The 20,969-nt window shown below is 37.0% G+C and carries 18 protein-coding genes; 16 read left to right on the forward strand and 2 right to left on the reverse strand.

Annotation, left to right across the window (positions count from 1 at the left end; genetic code table 11):
• The first annotated feature begins 283 nt into the window (after positions 1-283).
• The 9 genes from hutI to J2Z26_RS21100 all read left to right on the forward strand — a co-directional run bounded on the left by hutI (position 284) and on the right by J2Z26_RS21100 (position 9,382).
• Complete coding sequence (gene hutI, locus J2Z26_RS21060) at positions 284-1,561, forward strand: imidazolonepropionase (RefSeq protein WP_193538723.1); 1,278 nt, start codon at positions 284-286, stop codon at positions 1,559-1,561.
• Positions 1,561-2,547 carry an agmatinase family protein gene (locus J2Z26_RS21065; RefSeq protein ID WP_193538721.1) on the forward strand — a complete coding sequence of 329 codons (987 nt, stop codon included), beginning with the start codon at positions 1,561-1,563 and terminating at the stop codon, positions 2,545-2,547. The genes hutI and J2Z26_RS21065 overlap by 1 nt, the downstream gene beginning before the upstream one ends.
• A gap of 79 nt (positions 2,548-2,626) precedes the next feature.
• Complete coding sequence (locus tag J2Z26_RS21070; protein WP_193538719.1) at positions 2,627-3,958, forward strand: YjiH family protein; 1,332 nt, start codon at positions 2,627-2,629, stop codon at positions 3,956-3,958.
• A gap of 120 nt (positions 3,959-4,078) precedes the next feature.
• Complete coding sequence (gene hutP, locus J2Z26_RS21075; protein ID WP_193538717.1) at positions 4,079-4,531, forward strand: hut operon transcriptional regulator HutP; 453 nt, start codon at positions 4,079-4,081, stop codon at positions 4,529-4,531.
• A gap of 124 nt (positions 4,532-4,655) precedes the next feature.
• Positions 4,656-6,188, forward strand: a complete 1,533-nt coding sequence (gene hutH / locus J2Z26_RS21080) for a histidine ammonia-lyase (RefSeq protein WP_193538715.1) — start codon at positions 4,656-4,658, stop codon at positions 6,186-6,188.
• 357 nt (positions 6,189-6,545) lie between these two features.
• Entirely contained in the window at positions 6,546-7,721 is a 1,176-nt protein-coding gene (locus J2Z26_RS21085) for an acyl-CoA dehydrogenase family protein (RefSeq protein ID WP_193538713.1), read from the forward strand.
• 27 nt (positions 7,722-7,748) lie between these two features.
• The gene (locus J2Z26_RS21090; RefSeq protein ID WP_193538711.1) at positions 7,749-8,513 is read left to right on the forward strand and encodes an SDR family NAD(P)-dependent oxidoreductase; all 765 of its coding nucleotides are present in this window, start codon (positions 7,749-7,751) and stop codon (positions 8,511-8,513) included.
• 18 nt (positions 8,514-8,531) lie between these two features.
• Positions 8,532-8,981 (forward strand): MaoC family dehydratase N-terminal domain-containing protein, encoded by a 450-nt coding sequence (locus J2Z26_RS21095; protein WP_193538709.1) that lies wholly within the window; start codon positions 8,532-8,534, stop codon positions 8,979-8,981.
• On the forward strand, positions 8,978-9,382 hold the full coding sequence (locus J2Z26_RS21100; protein WP_193538707.1) for a MaoC/PaaZ C-terminal domain-containing protein: 405 nt from the start codon (positions 8,978-8,980) through the stop codon (positions 9,380-9,382). The genes J2Z26_RS21095 and J2Z26_RS21100 overlap by 4 nt, the downstream gene beginning before the upstream one ends.
• A 51-nt stretch (positions 9,383-9,433) precedes the next feature.
• Here the strand turns inward: J2Z26_RS21100 and J2Z26_RS21105 are convergent, their stop codons facing one another.
• Positions 9,434-9,646: a methionine aminopeptidase gene (locus tag J2Z26_RS21105; RefSeq protein ID WP_193468351.1), complete on the reverse strand. Its 213-nt coding sequence runs from the start codon at positions 9,644-9,646 to the stop codon at positions 9,434-9,436.
• Between the two features lie 164 nt (positions 9,647-9,810).
• Between J2Z26_RS21105 and J2Z26_RS21110 the strand changes: the two genes are divergently transcribed.
• Positions 9,811-11,361, forward strand: a complete 1,551-nt coding sequence (locus J2Z26_RS21110) for an ABC-F family ATP-binding cassette domain-containing protein (protein WP_193538705.1) — start codon at positions 9,811-9,813, stop codon at positions 11,359-11,361.
• Positions 11,362-12,104: 743 nt separating this feature from the next.
• Positions 12,105-12,983, forward strand: a complete 879-nt coding sequence (locus tag J2Z26_RS21115) for a CAP domain-containing protein (RefSeq protein WP_406565571.1) — start codon at positions 12,105-12,107, stop codon at positions 12,981-12,983.
• 112 nt (positions 12,984-13,095) lie between these two features.
• Here the strand turns inward: J2Z26_RS21115 and J2Z26_RS21120 are convergent, their stop codons facing one another.
• Positions 13,096-14,031 carry a 3'-5' exonuclease gene (locus J2Z26_RS21120; protein WP_193538702.1) on the reverse strand — a complete coding sequence of 312 codons (936 nt, stop codon included), beginning with the start codon at positions 14,029-14,031 and terminating at the stop codon, positions 13,096-13,098.
• A 289-nt stretch (positions 14,032-14,320) separates the two neighbouring features.
• Between J2Z26_RS21120 and J2Z26_RS21125 the strand changes: the two genes are divergently transcribed.
• From J2Z26_RS21125 to J2Z26_RS21145, 5 genes are all read left to right on the forward strand, one after another.
• Positions 14,321-15,298 carry an alpha/beta hydrolase gene (locus tag J2Z26_RS21125; RefSeq protein ID WP_193538701.1) on the forward strand — a complete coding sequence of 326 codons (978 nt, stop codon included), beginning with the start codon at positions 14,321-14,323 and terminating at the stop codon, positions 15,296-15,298.
• A gap of 146 nt (positions 15,299-15,444) precedes the next feature.
• Entirely contained in the window at positions 15,445-18,027 is a 2,583-nt protein-coding gene (locus J2Z26_RS21130; RefSeq protein WP_193538699.1) for a DEAD/DEAH box helicase, read from the forward strand.
• Positions 18,028-18,088: 61 nt separating this feature from the next.
• The gene (dacB, locus tag J2Z26_RS21135) at positions 18,089-19,507 is read left to right on the forward strand and encodes a D-alanyl-D-alanine carboxypeptidase/D-alanyl-D-alanine endopeptidase (RefSeq protein WP_319638083.1); all 1,419 of its coding nucleotides are present in this window, start codon (positions 18,089-18,091) and stop codon (positions 19,505-19,507) included.
• Between the two features lie 144 nt (positions 19,508-19,651).
• A complete protein-coding gene (locus J2Z26_RS21140) occupies positions 19,652-20,203 on the forward strand; it encodes a TVP38/TMEM64 family protein (protein WP_193538697.1) in 552 nt (183 codons plus the stop codon).
• 63 nt (positions 20,204-20,266) lie between these two features.
• The gene (locus J2Z26_RS21145; RefSeq protein WP_193538695.1) at positions 20,267-20,872 is read left to right on the forward strand and encodes a hypothetical protein; all 606 of its coding nucleotides are present in this window, start codon (positions 20,267-20,269) and stop codon (positions 20,870-20,872) included.
• Positions 20,873-20,969 lie beyond the last annotated feature (97 nt).

Genomic DNA, 20,969 nt, shown 5'->3' on the forward strand with positions numbered 1-20,969 from the left:
GGCTCATAAATCCATTTATGTGACCTCACTTGCTGAAAAAACAGAAGTAGAGGGCTCATAAATCCATTTATGTGACCTCACTTGCCGAAAAAACAGAAGTAGAGGGCTCATAAATCCATTTATGTGACCTCACTTGCTGAAAAAACAGAAGTAGAGGGCTCATAAATTCGTTTATGTGACCTCACTTGCCGAAAAAACAGAAGTAGAGGGCTCATAAATTCTTTCATGTGACCTCACTTTGCCGAAATCAGAAAAAGATTAAATTGAAGAAAGGAGTTTCAAGATGACACAAAAACCAATATTTATTAGACATGCAAACCAGCTGATAACGATAAAAGATAGTTCAACTGCACCTTTAAAAAGACAGGACATGAACGAACTACACATTATTGAAGATGGTAGTGTGTGGCTTGAGAATGGCATCATACAAGCGGTTGGGACAGATGTAGAAGTCAGCAAATTATACAAAAATCGCCTTGCTGAAGCAGACATTATCGATGCTACCGGAAAAATTGTTACACCAGGGTTAGTTGATCCGCATACCCATCTTGTCCATGCAGGAAGCCGTGAAAATGAATTTAATATGAGACTTCAAGGCGCATCTTATATGGAAATCATGAATGCGGGTGGAGGTATCCATTCAACAACTAGTGCTACTCGAGAAGCAACTCATGAAGAACTATTTGAACAAAGCTATAAACGCCTAAATCAATTTCTACTTCACGGAGTTACAACTGTAGAAGCGAAAAGTGGCTATGGTCTAGCATGGGAGCATGAATTAAAGCAATTAGAAGTAGCAAATTCTCTAAATGAGAAGCATCCAATTGATATTGTAAGTACTTTCATGGGTGCACATGCAGTTCCGGCAAACTACAAGGAAACTCCCGAAGAATTTGTGGACTTAGTCATAAATGAAATGATTCCTAAAGTGGCAGAGTTAGGCTTAGCAGAGTTCAACGATGTATTTTGTGAGCGAGGTGTGTTTACACCAGAACAATCCAAACGCATTTTAGAGGCGGGTGTTAAACACGGGCTGTTAGCAAAAATTCATGCTGATGAAATTGAACCATATGCCGGAGCGGAATTAGCTGCAGAGGTTGGAGCAGTTTCTGCTGACCATTTATTACGTGTATCCGATGAAGGAATTCAGGTGATGGCTGAAAAGAATGTAATCGGTGTCCTCTTACCTGGTACAGCCTTTTTCCTCATGGCTGATTTTGCAAATGGTCGTAAAATGATTGATGCAGGCGTACCGATTGCATTATCAACAGATAGTAACCCAGGTTCATCACCAACGATTTCCTTGCCATTTATCATGAACTTAGGCTGTCTGAAAATGGGGATGACTCCAGCTGAAGTATTGGTTGCTACAACTATTAATGCGGCTCATGCAATTAAGAGAGGTCATGAGGTAGGAAGTATTGAACAAGGGAAGAAAGCAGATATCACGATTTTCAACGTGCCTAATTTCTATCAATTAATCTATCATTATGGAATGAACCATACAGATACAGTTGTTAAAGCAGGGAAATTAGTTGTTCAGAACGGGAGACTACTATGATGCAATATCCGTATCCATTATTGAATCCACCTAATTTTAAGTGGCGAAAGAGTGATGGAATTACAGAACCTAAGGTCAATGAGTGGATAAAAACACTCAATGAAGGCGAAACTCCGGATTGGTCCCAGTATGATGTAACCCTCCTGGGGGTTCCACTTTCTCGGTCTTCCATTAGTGCATCAGCGGCAAGTGAAAATCCTGATGCAATAAGAAGAGCGTGGAAGTCGTTTTCTACCTATAACCTTGATTATGATGTTGATTTAGTGAAATTAAATGTAGTTGATCTAGGAGATGTAAGACAGCACGTAACAGATATTGCTTTATGTCATCGAAACATTGTTGAGGCAATGGAAGGAATGCGCACGAACCATCCGTCAACCTTTCCACTTGTGATAGGAGGGGACCACTCAATCACAGCCAAGCTGATTAAAGGCTGGAAAAAGTCCCACCCACATGAAGAGATAGGGATTCTGCAATTTGATACTCACTTCGATCTACGTGACATGAAAGAGTTTGGTCCAGCAAATGGCACTCCAATTCGGAACGTAATTGAGAGTGGATATGTTAAAGGCGAGAACATTTACAATATTGGTTTACATGGCTTCTTCAATTCGAAGTCATTAAAACACTATGCTGATGAAGTTAAGCTAAATTATATTACATTAAAGGAAGCTCGAAGAAGGGGCATAGAAGCAACTGTTCAAGCAGCCCTTGATGAACTTTCGGAAAAAGTAGACACAATTTACTTAACAGTTGATATGGATGTTCTTGATATAGGGATTGCTCCGGGGGCACCTGCTTCTTCTCCAGGCGGGATGAGAACAGATGAATTATTCGAAGCAGTTACTATTGCTGGCCAATATTCTAAGGTAAAGGCGATGGACATTGTATGCCTTGACCCGAATAAAGATGTTGGGGAAGCAACGGTAAAAGCTGGGGTACATGTGATGTTGTCGTTTTTGACAGGATTTGCGATGAGGTCTTAAAAGTAGTGTTCATCACTACTTTTCTAAAAAGAGTTTTCAGAAATATCAGAAATAAATAAAAGAAGGTGAGGTAGAGTTTATGGAAAATAAGACAAATTTAAATGTTGGTTACAATCCAGACCTTAACAAAGGGTCAAATTTAGTGAAGTTTTTCTTATTTAGTGCAATTGGGATTTTCATGTTTTTTATTCCTATTACAATTGGAGAAAAATCCTCAATTCCACTAGATCACTTAGTAACATGGATTAACACCACATTTTCAACTGCAGTACCGTATTATGCATTGATTGTCATTTTGCTAGGTGCAATTTATCCGTTTTACACAAGAACATGGAATAAAAATAAGGTGAATACCCTATTTTCAATGTTTAAAGTAGTTGGATTAGTTGTTGCAATCATGCTTGTTTTCAAAGCAGGCCCTGAGTGGTTATTTGCCCCAAGTATGGGACCTTTTCTGTACGAAAAACTAGTTATACCTGTTGGAGTGCTAGTGCCAATTGGTTCTGTCTTTTTGGCTTTACTTGTTGGGTATGGCTTATTAGAGTTTATCGGAGTGTTATTACAACCTGTAATGAGACCAATTTGGAAAACACCAGGAAGATCTGCAATTGACGCTGTCGCTTCATTTGTAGGGAGTTATTCTATTGGTTTACTAATTACAAATCGCGTTTTTAAGGAAGGAAAATATACAATTAAAGAAGCGACAATTATCGCTACTGGGTTTTCAACAGTTTCAGCAACTTTTATGATTGTTGTTGCTAAAACGCTAGGACTAATGGAAATTTGGAATGTGTATTTTTGGTCAACCTTAGTTGTTACATTCTTAGTGACTGCGGTTACAGTTCGAATCTGGCCACTGAAAAGCATTAGTGAGGAATATTATAATGGCAAAGGTAGCCCCGAAGAAGTTATAAAAAAGGACCGTTTAAAAACTGCTTGGAGATATGCAATGAATGCATCTCAAAATTCGCCTAGCCTAGTAAAAAATATCGTTGCTAACTTAAAAGATGGATTTGTTATGACAATGGGCATTTTACCATCTATTTTATCAGTAGGGTTATTGGGTCTAGTCCTTGCGGAGTATACCCCGGTATTTGATATTCTTGGTTATATTTACTACCCGTTCACCTTATTATTACAAATTCCTGAACCATTACTAGCTGCAAAAGCTTCAGCTATTGAGATAGCTGAAATGTTCTTGCCGGCACTTTTAGTAGTTGATGCACCTATGATAACTAAATTTGTCATTGGAATTGTGTCTGTATCAGCAATTCTATTTTTCTCAGCTTTAATACCTTGTATTTTATCAACAGAAATTCCAATAAGTATTCCAAAACTATTAGTCTTATGGGTTGAAAGAACAATTCTTACTTTAATTTTTGCTACACCTATAGCATATATATTCCTGTGAGTTTTTCTAATATTTTTACTACTCACATTGACATTCTAATGGTCCATCTATAAAATTGTAAGTAGACATTAGGTATTAGATTATAAGATTAAAATAAACATAGAATTGTGTGATTAAGGAATGGATGTAAAACCAGATCATCGAATTGGCAAAAATGCCATGCACTTAGCACTTTTCGGTCCAGACGAGGTTAATCAGGAATATATTAAAGATTTAAGAATACAAGGTTTTGTATTCTGCCAGGGTAAAACAGGTTCAATGGAAACCAATAAGATTGTGGCTGCAATTGAAACCGCTGCCAAGAGAAATGGCGTCATTGAAAATGATGTGTATCGTGAAACGCATGCCTTATATCATGCAATTATGGAGGCACTACACGGTGTAACAAGAGGGCAAGTTCTTCTTGGAACAGTCTTGAGATCCGTTGGCTTAAGTTTTTCTGTAGTTAGAGGAAAGCCTTACCAATCAGATGCTGAAGGAGAATGGATTGCAGTTGCACTCTATGGAACCATCGGAGCTCCGGTAAAAGGGGCCGAACACGAGGCAATTGGCCTTGGAATAAATCATATATAAAATTACTAGCCCATAGTAATTAGTCAATAGGGGGCTATACCAAAAATGATTCTTAGAATCATTACTTTGGTATGGCTCCCTTTTTGTTATATTTTAACGAATATGAAGAGGGAGCGGTTTTAAGATGAAACTTACAGGAAATTCATTAACCATTGATAAAGCACAAAAAGTGATCTACGAGTTTGAAATAGTAGAAGTTCCAGAAAATGTATGGGACCAAGTGGAAGCAAGTCGAAAAGCGGTTGATGACATCGTCGAAGACAAAAGAGTAGTTTATGGAATTACTACTGGGTTTGGTAAGTTCAGTGATGTATATATAGACCAGTGTGATGTAGACGAATTACAACTAAATTTAATTCGTAGCCATGCGTGTGGGGTAGGCGAACCATTTCCGGAGCATGTTTCAAGAGCAATGGTAATGCTCCGAGTTAATGCCCTATTAAAAGGTTTCTCAGGGATTCGTAGGGAGGCTGTTGAGTTATTAATTGATTTATTAAATCACAGAATACATCCAGTCGTACCACAGCAAGGTTCATTAGGAGCTAGTGGTGATTTAGCCCCTCTATCACATATTGCCTTATGCTTAGTAGGGGAAGGGGAAGTTGTATATCAAAGCGAGAGAATGACAACGGCTAAAGCGTTTGAGATGGCAGGTTTACAGCCGATCTCATTAAAGGCGAAGGAAGGTTTAGCGTTAATCAATGGTACTCAAGCTATGACAGCGATGGGCTTGATTAATTACATTGAAGCTGCAAACTTAGCTTTACAAGCGGATACGATTGCGGCTTTAACATTAGAAGGTTTACAAGGAATTGTTGATGCCTTTGATGAAGATATCCATACAGCAAGAGGCTATAAGGAACAAATTGAAGTAGCCGAGCGAATTCGTAGTTTTATAGACGGCAGTAAATTAACAACAAGGCAAGGTGAGATTAGAGTTCAGGATGCTTATTCCTTGAGGTGTATACCTCAAGTACATGGGGCGTCACTTCAAGTATTAGGCTATGTTAGAGAAAAGTTAGAAATTGAAATGAATGCTGCAACCGATAATCCACTTATTTTTGATGGTGGTAATAAAGTGCTGTCAGGCGGGAACTTTCATGGACAGCCAATCGCCTTTGCAATGGACTTTCTAAAAATAGGAATGGCTGAGTTAGCAAACATCTCGGAGCGACGAATTGAACGGATGGTTAACCCACAGCTAAATGATTTGCCGCCATTCCTAAGTCCACAGCCTGGATTACAATCTGGAGCTATGATTATGCAATATGCAGCGGCCTCTCTTGTGTCAGAAAATAAAACACTGGCTCATCCGGCAAGTGTTGATTCTATTCCATCCTCAGCCAACCAAGAGGATCATGTGAGTATGGGAACAATCGGTTCGAGACATGCTTATCAAATTATTGCTAATGTCCGAAGGGTATTAGCAATTGAGTTGATGTGTGCTATGCAAGCCGTTGAATATCGCGGAATAGAGAATATGGCACCACTTACGCGTAGTGTTTTTGAAGAGGGGCGTAAAATGGTTCCTTCGATTACCAAGGACCGTGTGTTTTCAGCAGATATTGAAAGATTAACAAAATGGTTATTGAAAACTAACTTTAAAACACTTTTAGATGAAAAAAAAAGCATAAGTAGTGCCCAAATACAGCATTAATTGATTAAAAAGCCCCTAAGTTAGGGGCTTTTTAATGTTACGATAGAAAATTCCCATGAAAAAGTGTGCTAAACCCGGACTGTTTTATCCATTTATTTACAATACTTAATTAAAAAGACCAAATACTTAACAAAGACGATAAAATACTTAACTAATTCTCGAAAATACTTTCCTTTTCACTCAAAATACTTAATCAATCTTTAAAAATACTTAATTAACCAAAATTTTTTTATATCTTTTTCTAAAAAAAAGAATGTTATTTTCTGAAATATCAAATAAAATAGAATTATACATACTAACCGTTTGGTATGGAAGGTATTTTCAAATCTAATATCGAATTAGAATGGGGAGGATGCTATGCACTTACGTTTGACTGAGGAACAGCGAATGGTTCAGAAAACGATCCGTAGGTTTGTTGAGAATGAATTAATGCCTCTGGAAAATGATGTTCTTAGAAATGAGAGAGAAGGAAGACCAAGCCTACCGCCTGGAAAGATTGAAGAGCTTCAGCTTAAAGCAAAGGAATTTGGTTTCTGGGGAATTAATACTCCTGCTGAATATGGAGGGGCAGATCTTGGGCAAATGATGTTAGCTCTCGTAACAATGGAAACGTCAAAAACCTTCGTGCCCTTTAGATTTGGTGGCTCAGCCGACAACATTCTTTATTACGCAAATGATGAACAGAAAGAAAAATACCTACTTCCAACGATTAACGGTGAGAAAAAATCATGTTTTGCGATGACAGAACCGGATGCAGGTTCAGATACGAGAAACATTAAGATGACTGCAGTTAAGGATGGCAATGAATGGGTATTAAATGGTGAAAAAACATTTATAACAGGTGGAAATGAAGCCGACTTTGTAATGGTCATTGCAATCACGGACAAAGAAAGGCACCAAGCGACTGGAAGAGAGGGTGTAACTTGTTTCATAGTTGACCGTGAAATGGGCTGGAAGTCAGAGTTTATCCCGACAATGGGAGAGGGAGGACCAGCTGGTTTAGTGTTCGATAATGTCCGAGTTCCTGAGAGTCACATATTAGGAGAAATTCATGGAGGCTATAAGTTAGGACTAGAGTGGATTGGTTTTGCAAGATGGATTGTCGGGGCACGCGCAGTTGGAGCTGCTGAGAGATTACTTCAAATGGCGATTGATTACTCGAAGGAACGAATCACATTTGGAGAACCAATCGCCGAAAGACAAGCCATTCAATGGATGATTGCGGACTCTGCTACAGAGATTGAAGCGGCAAGATGGCTTACTTTAAATGCGGCTTTCACGCTTGATCAAGGTGAGGATAACCGTCATCTAGCTTCGATAGCAAAACTATATGGATCAAATATGGGAAATAGAGTAGTAGACCGAGTCCTTCAAATCCATGGCGGAATGGGTTACACAAAAGAACTTCCAATTGAGCGTTGGTACCGTGAGGCAAGGTTATGGAGAATTTATGATGGAACAGATGAAATTCAGCGTTTAATTATTGCTCGTAATCTATTAAAAGGAAATGTAAAGGTTGGGCAATTTATTTAATAGAATAATTTAAAGGGGGAAATAAGAATGACAAGTAGATTTACAGGAAGAGTGGCATTTGTAACAGGTGGGAGTAGAGGGATTGGTAAAGCAATTGTTGAACAATTTGCAGGAGAAGGAGCAAAGGTTGCCATTATTGATGTAAATGAAGAAGCTTTAACAGAAACAGCAGCTGAATTAAGGGAAAAAGGTTATGAAGTTTTTGCAAAGGTTGCCAATGTTGTTGATGCCGCACAAGTTGAAGCTGCGATGGAAGAAGTAGTCTCTGAGTTTGGATCTCTTGATATACTCGTAAATAATGCAGGTGTTATTCGTGACAATCTTTTATTTAAAATGACTGAATCAGACTGGGATACCGTAATGGATGTTCATTTAAAAGGCTCGTTTAATGCAACGAAAGCAGCTCAGAAATACATGGTAGAACAAAAGTACGGTAGAATTATTAACATATCTTCTACATCTGCCCTCGGAAACCGCGGTCAGGCAAATTATGCTACGGCAAAAGCAGGACTTCAAGGTTTAACGAAAACATTGGCCATTGAATTAGGTAAGTATGGAATTACAGCAAACTCTGTTGCACCGGGTTTTATTGAAACAGAAATGACAAAGGAAACAGCAGCGAGAATTGGTATTCCTTTTGAGGAGTTAATTAAATATAGTGTAGCCCAAATACCAGTAGGGCGCAGTGGCAAACCAACTGATATCGCTAATGCAGTAGCCTTTTTTGCTGATGAAAGATCATCTTTTGTGAGTGGTCAAGTGATGTATGTTGCTGGTGGGCCTAAAAACTAAATTGAGAGGTGAATAAGTATGTTAAAAGAGGCAGTTGGGAAACGCTCAAATCCAGTAAAAAATATTATTGAACGTGGTGCTGTAAAGAAATTTGCAGAGTCAATCGGAGACCTTCACCCCTTATTCATTGATGAGGATACAGGTAAAAATTCAAGATATCAGCAAAATATAGCACCTCCAACTTTTCCAAGGGTTTTAGATTATGGGACAATCGAGGGATTTAACCTCCCTAATAAGGGATTGATTCATGGTGAACAGGTCTACCATTATAATCGACCACTATTAGTTGGCGAGGAAGTTCAGTGCTATACAGAGGTTGAAAGTGTATACGAAAGGTCGGGTAGCCAAGGTTCTATGATATTTTTAGTTTTAAAAAATTACGGTGATGACATAGAGGGTAATAACATTTTTAGTGAGAAAATGGTTATTATCATCAATGAGGCTGTAAGAAAGGCGATGGGATTATGAAAACGATAGAAGTGTTTCAAGTCGGCGAATCCTTAGAAGAAGTTCAATTATCACCTGTAACTAGAATTGACTTAATAAAATATGCTGGTGCTTCAGGTGATTATAATCCTATTCATACGATTGATGAGGAAGCAACCAAGGTAGGGTTACCTGGAATCATTGCACATGGAATGTGGACAATGGGGAATCTATCAAAGTTATTTACTCCATATCTTGAGGAAGGTTTTATTGAAAATTACACAATCCGATTTAGGGGTATGGTTTTTCTAAAAGATGTGATTACATTGAAAGCGAAAGTTGTTGAGACTGCTGAAAATAAAGTTCATTTTGATGTAGCGGCTGTAAATCAAGATGGTGCCCCAGTGATAAAAGGTAAGGTTGTATTTTCTAAATATTTGTAAGCGATTACGAAAAAGGTCTGATGCCTAGTGTTAGGAATCAGACCTTTAAATTTATTGTTCGTTCCCATCATACCAATCCGTGTAATTACCACTTCCGTAACATCCTGCGCATTCCACTGGCTCAGCATAATAATATTCATACATTGAAAATGAATTAAAGCCTTTTCCATTACACATCGGGCAACGCCCTAATGATTCCATCTCAAGTACTCTTCGTTCATGCCTTGCCGCAAACCAATCAGATACAGAGTTTAAAATACCCATTGTGACACACACCTCTTTACTCTTATGTAATATATATTATGATGTGGAAAATAAAGGGTTTTTATTCTATTAAATTTTTCATAAAATAGCCTATTTACTTTTTAGCCTATATCATGTTCAATTAAGCATAATAAATTGGTTTTAGTAACAAGGAGTATGTAACGATGAGTATAGTAAATGTTGAGAACTTAACACACTATTTTGGTGATAAATTAATTTTTAAAGATATAGAATTCAGACTGCTAAATTTAGAAAGAGTAGGATTAGTTGGACCAAATGGTGCTGGCAAGTCAACACTTCTACAGATTTTAACTGGATCTATCCAACCTGATAAAGGAAAGATTGACTATCATCCAAATGTACGGATTGGGTACTTAGAGCAGCATATAGACTTAACTGAAGGTATGACTATCAAAGAGTATTTGCAAAGTGCTTTTAAATACTTATATGAAGCTGAGCAAGAAATGTTGGAACTCTCTAGTAAAATGGGAGGACTTGAGGGGGAAGAACTAGAACAGCTTTTAAAGAGATTTGCAGAAGTGCAACAGTTACTTGAAAGTCATGACTTTTATATGCTTGATCCTAGGATTGAAGAAGTTGCCAGTGGGTTAGGGATCACTGCGTTAGGAATGGACACAGATGTCAGTCATCTCAGCGGTGGTCAACGGACAAAGCTGTTGCTTGCTAAACTACTACTTGAGGAACCTGGAATTTTAATGCTCGATGAACCTACGAACTACCTTGATTTTGAGCATATAGAATGGTTGAAGGATTATTTGAAAAATTACCCTAGATCATTTATTTTAATATCCCATGATACCTCCTTTTTGAATGAAGTGGTGAATGTGATTTATCATTTAGAACATAAGCAATTAACACGATATATTGGAAATTATAATAAATTTGAAGAGGCTTATGAATTAAGAAAGCACCAAATTTTCACTGCTTATGATCGACAACAGGCAGAGATTAAGAAATTAGAAACATATATTCAAAAAAATAAGGTGAGGGCTTCAACGTCTAGGCAGGCAAAAGATCGTGAAAGGAAACTCATGAAAATAGACCGAATTGAAAAACCTTCACTTAGTCCTAGGCCTAGATTCTCATTTAATGTGAGTGAGCGACCAGGTAATGTCGTCCTGGAGGTAAAAAGTTTAGAGATAGGCTATGTAAAACCACTATTACCGCCATTTTCCTTCAAGTTGCAGCGGGGGGAGAAGGTTGCGATTACTGGTTATAACGGTATTGGTAAATCAACAACATTAAAAACATTTATTGGTGAAGTGACACCACTAAAAGGAACTGTTTCTTTTGGATCAAATGTCAATCCTTCCTATTTTGCACAGGAGTGGAATACGACTAGTGAACAAACGCCACTTGAATTTATTTGGTCACTTCATGAAAAAATGACTCAAAAAGAAGTACGGCGAGTTTTAGCAAAAAGTGGTTTAAAGACTGACCATATTTATCAACCACTTCAGTCCTTAAGTGGTGGTGAGCAAACAAGGGTTAGACTTTGTCAGCTAATGTTAGAACGCAGTAATTGGCTTATTTTGGATGAACCAACAAACCATCTAGATTTTCAAGCTAAAGAAGCATTAGCAATTGCATTAGAAAAATATGAAGGAACAATCATAGTTGTATCCCACGAACCAGAATTCTATAAAAGTTGGGTGACACAAGTATGGGATTTAGAACAATGGCAACTGAAATAAGGATTTGACCAGATCTGTAAAAAGATTTGGTCTTTTTTATTCTCTTCTTTTTCCATTAATACTTTTTGAGAAAGTAAAGAAAAATATACGTGTAAGACCATTTTTTTAGAAAAGAGGAGGCGTAACAAATGATAAGAAATAAGATACTTAGTGTTGTTACATGTTCTTTATTAGTTGGCTTAGTAGCATGTAATAACGCCGACAACAATGCATTAGATGATAGAGTAAATAACGGCTATGGTGCATTGGAGAATAGGTATAACGATGACATTCTAAACACGAGAGATAATAATCGTGTAGGAGTGTTAGACACTAGAAATAACAATAATAACAGAACAAATGTAAATGACCATGATCGTTTATTCGGTACAAGAGATACGAATCGTGATAATGGTATGTATGGGGTAAGAGGAAACAATCCGGATCGAACTCGAAATGATAATGGTAGTCGAGGATTGTATGGAACTAGAAATGCTGATGATAATGCTATTTATGGTAATAGAAACAATAATGGGAATAACACCACTTTTGGGAACGGAAATACTTATGATAATGAGGTCTTAACTAATAATGACCGTTACAATAGACATACAGGTATTTTTGGAACAGACCGTGGCATGGGTGGTAATGACTATAACAATGCAGCTGAAGACCGTAACAATAATGACCGTCCATATTATGGAGGAAGCAGATGGGATTATGCTAACAGTCCGTTAGGTCTTAGAGGTTCAGAAGCCTATGATATGGGTCGTGAAAATAATGTTGTGATTGAAGAGGAAATGGGTACAACTTCAATTTCAAATGATAAAACAAATATCCCGAGCTCAAAGTTTCCACATACAAAAGCAGTATTAATTCAAGAAGCAAAGTTTAAGTTTGTGAAGTCAGGTGAAGGTCAAGGTCAAGGCAAAGCACAAGGCCAAGGTAACCGTAACTTTAAATTTTTAACTGGTGCACAAGGGAAACATGGTGCAACAGGTCAACAGCAGCAACCAGCGCAAAAACAAGAGCAACAACAACCAGCACAGCAACAAGAGCAACAACAACCAGCACAGCAACAAGAGCAACAACAACCAGCACAGCAACAAGAGCAACAACAACCAGCACAACAACAAGAGCAACAACAGCCAGCGCAGCAACAGGAGCAACAACAGCCAGCACAGCAACAAGAGCAGCAGCAACCAGCTCAACAAGAACAACCGGCACAAGAGCAAGAAACAGCAAAACAAGCTCCTGCACAGGGCATTAGCCAGGCAGAGCAAAAAGTAATTGATTTAACGAATGCAGAAAGAAGAAAAGCGGGCTTACCTGACTTAAAAGCAGATACATCATTAAGCAATGTTGCTAGAGAAAAGTCGAATGATATGCAAAAGAATAACTACTTCTCACATACAAGTCCAACGTATGGATCACCATTTGATATGATGAGGGATTTCGGTGTTAGCTATAAAACTGCTGGGGAGAACATTGCGCAAGGCCAACAAACTCCAGAGCAAGTTGTACAAGCGTGGATGAACAGTGAAGGACACCGTAAAAACATTATGAGCAAAGACTTTACACATATCGGTGTTGGGTACCAACAAAGTGGGCACCATTGGACACAAATGTTTATCGGAAAATAATAAATGTCTAGAATCGGTAGAAATACCGGTTCTTTTAAGTGGGTTTTAGTAGGAGGTTTAGGTAGCTACTTCATTTTTTTAATTAAAGCAATATGTATGAAGCAAGCAGGTATTATCCTTGCTTCAGGAGTTGGTCTTTGTGTGACTTCATCATATAATCATCTAAGATCATAATTTTTGAAGCATACGCAGCATGTTCTTCATAGGAAAGAAGAAGATCATGATAAAACCGTATAAAAATAGTGATTTTGATACTCAATTGTTCTGAAAAAATGTTTGCTCGGTTTACAACAATATTTTCATATTTATCAACTAGCTTCTTTGTCCTCTTAATAACCTTATATGCATCCTTCATTCGATACATATCACGAAGTTCTGAAAAATAGATAGCACAGTCCTCATTAAACTGGTTTTTTATTTCTCTGTGGATTTGCTCGTATTTATACTCTTTCCCTTCAAATACATAATGATGAAGCATTATAAGATCAGATTTGAAAGGATTATTAAGAAACTCCAAATAGATCCGAAGGGTGTTAAAAGCATCATACATAGGATTATGTGCATCACCAAAAAATGAAAGGTCGTAAAGTTTAAGGGCATTCTCTACTGAATAGTTTGTTTTGGTTACTCGCTTTGTGAAAATGTCTTGAAAATCAACATATCTTTTTTCAATTTTAGAAATAGTCGTCTCAGGTAATTTATGTAACATTGCATCAAGTCTCAAGCGCATCAAATCACTCTTGGACCATGAAAAGAAACGAGACTTCTTTATTCCGCCTACCCAGGTTAAAAATTCCTCAAACACAACTGAAAAACAGTTAGCACCTACCAAATCCGTATCTGATATCCCTGTTAACTTCCTACAAAAAACTGAAAGAGGTTCATTACTTAAAGGTTTTATAAAACGGTCGAAAAATGCCGTTTCCTTTGTTTCTATGTTATAGATTACTGCTCCAAGACGAATTGCCTCCATCTTCTCAAAAGGCATTCCTCGATTGGAACAAAGCATTTCAAAGTCAAAAAAGACAAATTGCTTTGTATCTGCCAAAAGTATCACCTCCTATGATTCAACAGGTAATTATACGTTATATACATATGTATAAATAGGCCCAATTATATCCAAGGTGAAAAGGGAGTATTTATTACAAATATTTCAGGAAATTATTCTGGAATAAAAAGGCAATTAATTAGAATATTTTAAAAATTTGTGAATTTATTGTGAATTAGCCTACCCAAAAAAGCATTATTAGAATATAATAATAATAAGAAGTAGTTTAGTCCTATGTGGAAAGTTGGGTTTACTTGTTTCTCAAGGGAATTTGATAGGAGGGATAGTGATGAATTTAGTATTCCGGAAAAGTTTTAACTTTAAAAGAATTGTAACATTTACAGCACTTTCTATTTTACTAATAATTTCATTATTTATTTCTTCTGCCATTTTAATTGGGTATAAAGTTACAAATCCAATGATAAAGGATATTGACCAAGTTCCAACAGATTATGGGTTAGAGTATGAAGAAATAAAAATCTACAATGTCATGGACAATATAACACTTAGTGGATGGTGGATCCCAACAAAAAATACACCTATTTTACAAAATGAAAAAGCGGTTATCTTTGCTCATGGTTATGGATATAACCGAACTAAGATGCCTTTTGATAGCTTAGAATTGGCGAAGCGTTTATCAAATGAGGGGTACCATGTTCTGATGTTTGACTTCAGAAACTCAGGGCTTTCTGAAAAAAGTCCTACTACCATCGGCTACAAGGAAAAAACCGATTTATTAAGTGCTATTAACTTTTCGAGTTATGAAAAAGGGGTTAAAAATATTGCTTTAATGGGTTGGTCAATGGGTGCTGCAACTTCTATTTTAGCAGGGATCGAATCAGAAGAAGTGAAGGCTGTTATCGCGGATAGTGCCTTTGCTGACCTTGCAACTTATACAAGAGAGAGCTTCTCTTACTGGACTGGATTACCTGAGTTTTTAGCAGTTGGATTTACAACAATTGCTGAATACTTGTTCCCAGAATTTAAAATAAGTGAGGTTAAGCCAATTGCAGTAGCGGACGATTATCCGCCTGGTAAAGGTCTCTTCTTTATTCATAGTAAAAAAGATGGAGCAATCCCTTATAGTCAGTCTCAATTATTACATGAAAGTTCACAGAATAGTGAATTATGGATGCCTCCGAAGGGTGGGCATATCCGAAGCTATAAGCATTTTAAAGAAGAATACGAGGAAAAAGTTTTGCTGTTCTTAGATAACTATTTCTTACGTGAAAACATCGTAGACCGTCCATTTTATTTAATTTCGTAGCAAAGCTCTCTGTGGTTTGTCCCACTTAGAGCTTTTTTGTTTATCTTGGTACAAATATTTAGTATCTTAATACAAATACTAAAGAATAATTTATACCGAATTTCAAGGTAGAATTGGGTAAATGTTGTAATAAAAGGAGTAACTTAATGGAACAGTTAAATGCAATTCATCAAAATGCAGTAGAACATACGAAACGAAAAGTACTTGAAGATCTTGATCGGTTTTTCGAGTTGAGGCCGGAATTACCTTCATATGAGGAATATATAGAAGAGCGGAACCATTACATAGATCAAATTTGGCTAAATGTGTGGCTGAATAAAAGCACAAATGCTGTATCAAAACATCTTAAAAAAGTACACCTTCAGGAAGTAGGCTATGATGTCGAGGGTCTTGATAGAAGATTAATTATCAAATTATTTCGAACTGAGATGAGAAAATATCGACCATTTGATGTAAATGAATGGTTTACATCAACCTATAAGTCAAATTCAGATCTCTGGGTAGAATCTTATTCAAAAGCGAGAATTCAATTTATTAAACGGCAAAAAGAAACAGAGGAACAGGAAAAACAAGAAGCTATTAAAGAGCGAGTAACAAGAACGTCTTTAAAATTAATTCGCAAAAAGCAAGAAGAACTTTATCTCTATCTACGTTACTTTGTTGCGTGTAAGTTAAAAAGTGATATTAAGAGCAAGCCGATGTACGAAACAATTGACCCAGTCAAAATTGAGGAATCTTTAACTGAGATCGAAGCCTTTGAGATTATCTATAATACAAGAGTTTCTGATTTTTTGGAAACGTTAACAGGGAGTGTTCATAAGGTTTCTCTTGAATGGGAGAAAAGACATTACGAATATGAAACGTATTTTTATGTTTATCAAAGACTGATTACGAATTACTTGTCAGAATTTATACCTAAATGGTTGGTTTCCCAGCTATCACCTAACATTTTAAGTCAATATCAGGATAGCTTTAATGAAGCTCTAACCGAAAAAGTAATGGGTTCTTTGATACTTGAGCAAATGTATGACTATATTGAATCTTTCTTTTATCGAATAAATGATGAATACCTTTCAGATCTTCTTAATGTTGCGGATTTACCATTCGATGTAGAAATTCATAGAGAGAAACTTGAGCAAGACCTTGCAGAAAGAGAAAGAAAAATTGCTGAAGAAAAAGCCGAACTTGAACGTAAGAAGCAAGAAGAAAAACGCATGCTTGAGGACATTTTTGGAAGAGAATACAGTCCACCAGCTGGCAGGAATATAAGGTATGTCCTACATGTAGGTGAAACAAATACCGGAAAGACCTTTCAGGCATTAAAAAGAATGAAGGAAGCGGATAGTGGATTGTACTTAGCTCCATTACGCCTTCTAGCATTAGAAGTATATGATAAATTAAATGCAGACGGAATTCCATGTTCTTTAAAGACTGGTGAAGAAGAGAAACTCACTAAAGGAGCCAATCATATCTCTAGTACGGTTGAGATGTTCCATGAAAAGGAATCCTATGACATTGTTGTCATTGATGAAGCACAGATGATTTCCGATAAGGACCGAGGCTTTTCTTGGTATAAGGCAATTACAAAAGCGAATGCAAATGAGGTTCATATTATCGGAAGTAGAAACATGAAACAAATGATTCTGCAGCTTTTAGGTGATTCAGATATTGAAATTAAGGAATATGAACGTGAAATTCCATTAGAGGTTGAACAAAAGACCTTTAACATTAAAGATACAAAAAAAGGAGATGCACTCGTCTGCTTTTCGCGAAAGCGTGTATTGGAAATTGCCTCTCATCTTCAAAACACTAAACGATCTGTTAGTATGATCTATGGAAGTATGCCGCCTGAAACACGAAAAAAGCAGATGCAACGTTTTATAAATGGTGAAACCAATGTAATTGTATCAACGGATGCCATTGGAATGGGATTGAATTTACCGATTCGCAGGATTGTTTTTTTAGAAAATGAGAAGTTTGACGGAACAAGAAGAAGAAGATTGACTTCCCAAGAAGTGAAGCAAATTGCAGGTAGAGCTGGGAGAAAAGGCATATATGACATTGGGAAGGTTGCTTTTACCTCGGATATAAAAGCAATGACAAAGCTTCTTGAGAAGGAGGATATCTCTATTTCATCTTTTGCAATTGCACCAACTTCAAGTGTATTTGAACGTTTTCAGCGTTATTCACGAAAACTAGGTGCATTCTTTGAACTATGGGAAAAGTTTGAAAGCCCAAAGGGAACAAAAAAGGCATCGCTCGCTGAAGAACGTGAACTATACGAGATGGTTAGAGATACTGATATAGAAGCAAGACTTTCGGTGCAAGAGCTGTATGGTTTTCTGCATTTACCTTTTTCACCACATGACCCTGGGTTGGCAGATCAATGGAAGGAAACCATGTATGCAATTATTAATCGAGAGGAATTACCTGAACCACGAATTAAGACAGGTTCACTTGAAGAACTTGAGCTTTCCTATAAAGCTGTCGGATTACATCTTCTCTTTTTGTATCGGTTAGAAAGGCGTACAGAGGCGCTCTATTGGGAACGAGTGCGAGAAGAAATTAGTGATGGGGTGCATGATAGCCTAATTACCGAAGTGAAAAAAATCAAGAAGAAATGCAGGAAATGTAATAAGCAGCTTCCATGGGACTTTTCATTTCAGATATGTAATGAATGTCATGCAGACCGTTCACAATCTCGATATAAGAACTATTACCATAGATGATTGAAAGGTGGTATAAGTCATCAGAAAGATAATTCGTAAAAAGATAATCCTTCTATTGTTAGTGGGTTTTATCTATAGTGTACCAATTCAAACAGTGCAAGCAGCAGAAATAGGCTCGTTAACCTCCGAGCTCAACCTCTTTTTGGAAAATGAGCCAGATTTAAAAGGAACCATTGTAGGAGTTAGTATTCGATCGGCAACAACAGGGGAGCTAATTTATCAGCATAATGGCAATACAAGGCTGCGGCCCGCTTCTAACATGAAGTTGTTAACAGCTGCCGCTGCCCTGTCAGCGCTTGGAGAGAATTACACATTTAAGACAGAGATCCTAACAGATGGAAAAGTTCGAAATGACACATTAAAAGGGAATCTTTTTTTAAAAGGAAAAGGGGACCCAACCCTATTAACAGAAGACTTTGATCAGATGGCTTCTGAGCTTTCGAAAAAGGGAATTAGATATATTCGTGGTGATCTGATAGCTGATGACAGTTGGTATGATGATGTTAGATATTCGGTAGATTTACCATGGAGTGATGAAACTGCTTATTACGGTGGACAAGTTTCTGCTCTAACAGCTGCTCCGGATAAGGATTATGATACAGGAGCAGTACGAATTAGCGTCCGACCTGGTGATAAAGCGGGAAAAAAAGCTATCATTAAAGTAACACCTAAAACGAACTATGTGGTTATCAAAAACCGGGTTATAACAGTAGAGAATGAAGAAAAGAAGCAGCTCGAAATTACCCGTAAGCATGGATCGAACGAAATATTAATACAAGGAAGGATACCGATTGACTCGAAGCCTTACAAAGAATGGGTCGCCGTTTGGGAGCCGACTGGCCTAGCTTTAGACCTTTTTAAACAAGCCTTGAATAAAGAAGAAATTAAAGTAGTAGGTAAATCAAGATTTGATAAGACCCCGAATGAGGCAACACCAATCACTGATCACCATTCAATGCCGTTAAAGGACTTATTCATTCCTTTTATGAAGCTTAGTAATAATGTCCATGCTGAAACGCTGGTTAAGGAAATGGGTCGGGTAATAAAAGGTTCTGGTACCTGGGAAAGTGGACTCGATGTCATGAATTCAGAGATGTCAAAACTTGGACTGAATACAGCTTCGTGTGTTATTCGAGATGGGTCGGGTATATCTCATATCAATTTAATATCGACGAATGAGGTCTCAAAGCTACTTTTCAATAGCCAATCGCAACCCTGGTTTCCTGTTTATCTTCAATCACTACCTGTTGCTGGTAATATGGATAGGATGACTGGAGGAACTTTACGACATCGTCTAAGTACTGTTGGGAATGTCTATGCTAAAACAGGTACTTTGACAACTGTAAGTTCAATATCAGGTTATATTGATACGAAAAGTGGAAATAAGCTGATCTTCTCAATTATTCTGAATAATTTATTAGAGGACACAAAGGGAAAAGCGATTGAAGATAAGATGATTGAGTTGATTTCAAACTATTAAGGTAGACTCTTGTTAATGGTTGAGGTGTCACATATACAGTTGACAGGTGCGAAATTTTTGAAAAATTGTATAATTAGTTAAAGGACAACTCAAGTTGGGTTGTTCTTTTTTTACAATATAAATTTAGTATAGAATGGTGATTTCATGGAAGAAAGACTATTAGATTTGTTTTTTCAATATAGGGAGATGGCAATACTAATTAGTTTGCTAGCAAGTGTGCTTGTTGCAGTTTTAGGAATTGTTCCCAGTGTCTTTGTTACAGCTGCAAATATTTTGTTCTTTGGTTTTGTTCAAGGAACTTTAATTTCTTTTGCTGGTGAAGCAATTGGTGCACTAGTTGCATTCTTATTATATAGAAAGGGTTTTAAGAATATTTCTAAGAAACATTTAGAAAAATATCCTAAGCTAGGTAAGTTAATTCAATCTGAAGGTAAAGATGCATTTTTGCTTATTCTCTCACTAAGGTTGCTACCATTTGTTCCATCTGGACTCGTAACGTTTGCAGGAGCAATTGGAAAGGTATCTATTGGATTATTTACCGTTGCTAGTACCGTTGGCAAAGTTCCAGCATTGTTAATAGAGGCTTATTCTGTTAATTTTGTATTTCAAATGGAATGGCAACAAAAATTAGTTTTTTCAATTATATCACTTGGAATCTTGGCTTTTGTACTTTTCAAAAACAAGCGAAAACTGTAAAAATTTCTATTTTCTCTCTTGTCCACATATACTGAACTATCTACAACAAGGGGGAAACGAACTATGTCTGCCGGTTTGCTATCGATGATTTTGGTCGTATGCTTTATTTTAAGTACTCTTTTTTACATAAGCTTTCAAAATAAAAGCAAGGTTTCTTTGATGTCAGGTATGGTTGTCGCAATGGGGATTGGTATGATTATCGGTCTCTTATGTGGAGTCATTTTCGGAATTGCATTTAAGGGTAACTTGTTTATATCAACTGTTTATAGTGTCAGTTTTGGCGTCATAATTGGTGGTGCATTAGGCTCGCTTTATGGTATTATTGCTTTTCTAGATGGTATTTTATCAGGATTAATGGGTGGAATGATGGGTGCGATGTTGGGTGAAATGGTATTGCCACAGTATCATGAACTATCCACTCGATTACTCTTTGTTTTCTTCCTAGTATTGTCATTTATCTTACTTTATTTAATTGTAAGAGAATCTAATAATAATGGCTTGATTGCCCGTTTTTGTCAAAACCCTCTGAACATTACTATTATGTTTGTCTTGATTTTACTACTATCAAACTTGTTTGGCCCTGTATGGAGTGACATTGATGAAACTAAACATAATCATCATTCGTCTTCCTATAATGAACCCTTTTACAGTATTAGAACGTATGTATAGAGACATACTTGAGGAAAAGGAGTGTTCATATGCAGGTTAATTATAAGCCTAATGTGAAGACAAATAGTCAAACAAAAAAAACTTAAACTTACGTGCA

It is taken from the genome of Cytobacillus luteolus, from assembly GCF_017873715.1.
In the GTDB taxonomy this organism is placed as follows: domain Bacteria; phylum Bacillota; class Bacilli; order Bacillales; family Bacillaceae_L; genus Bacillus_BV; species Bacillus_BV luteola.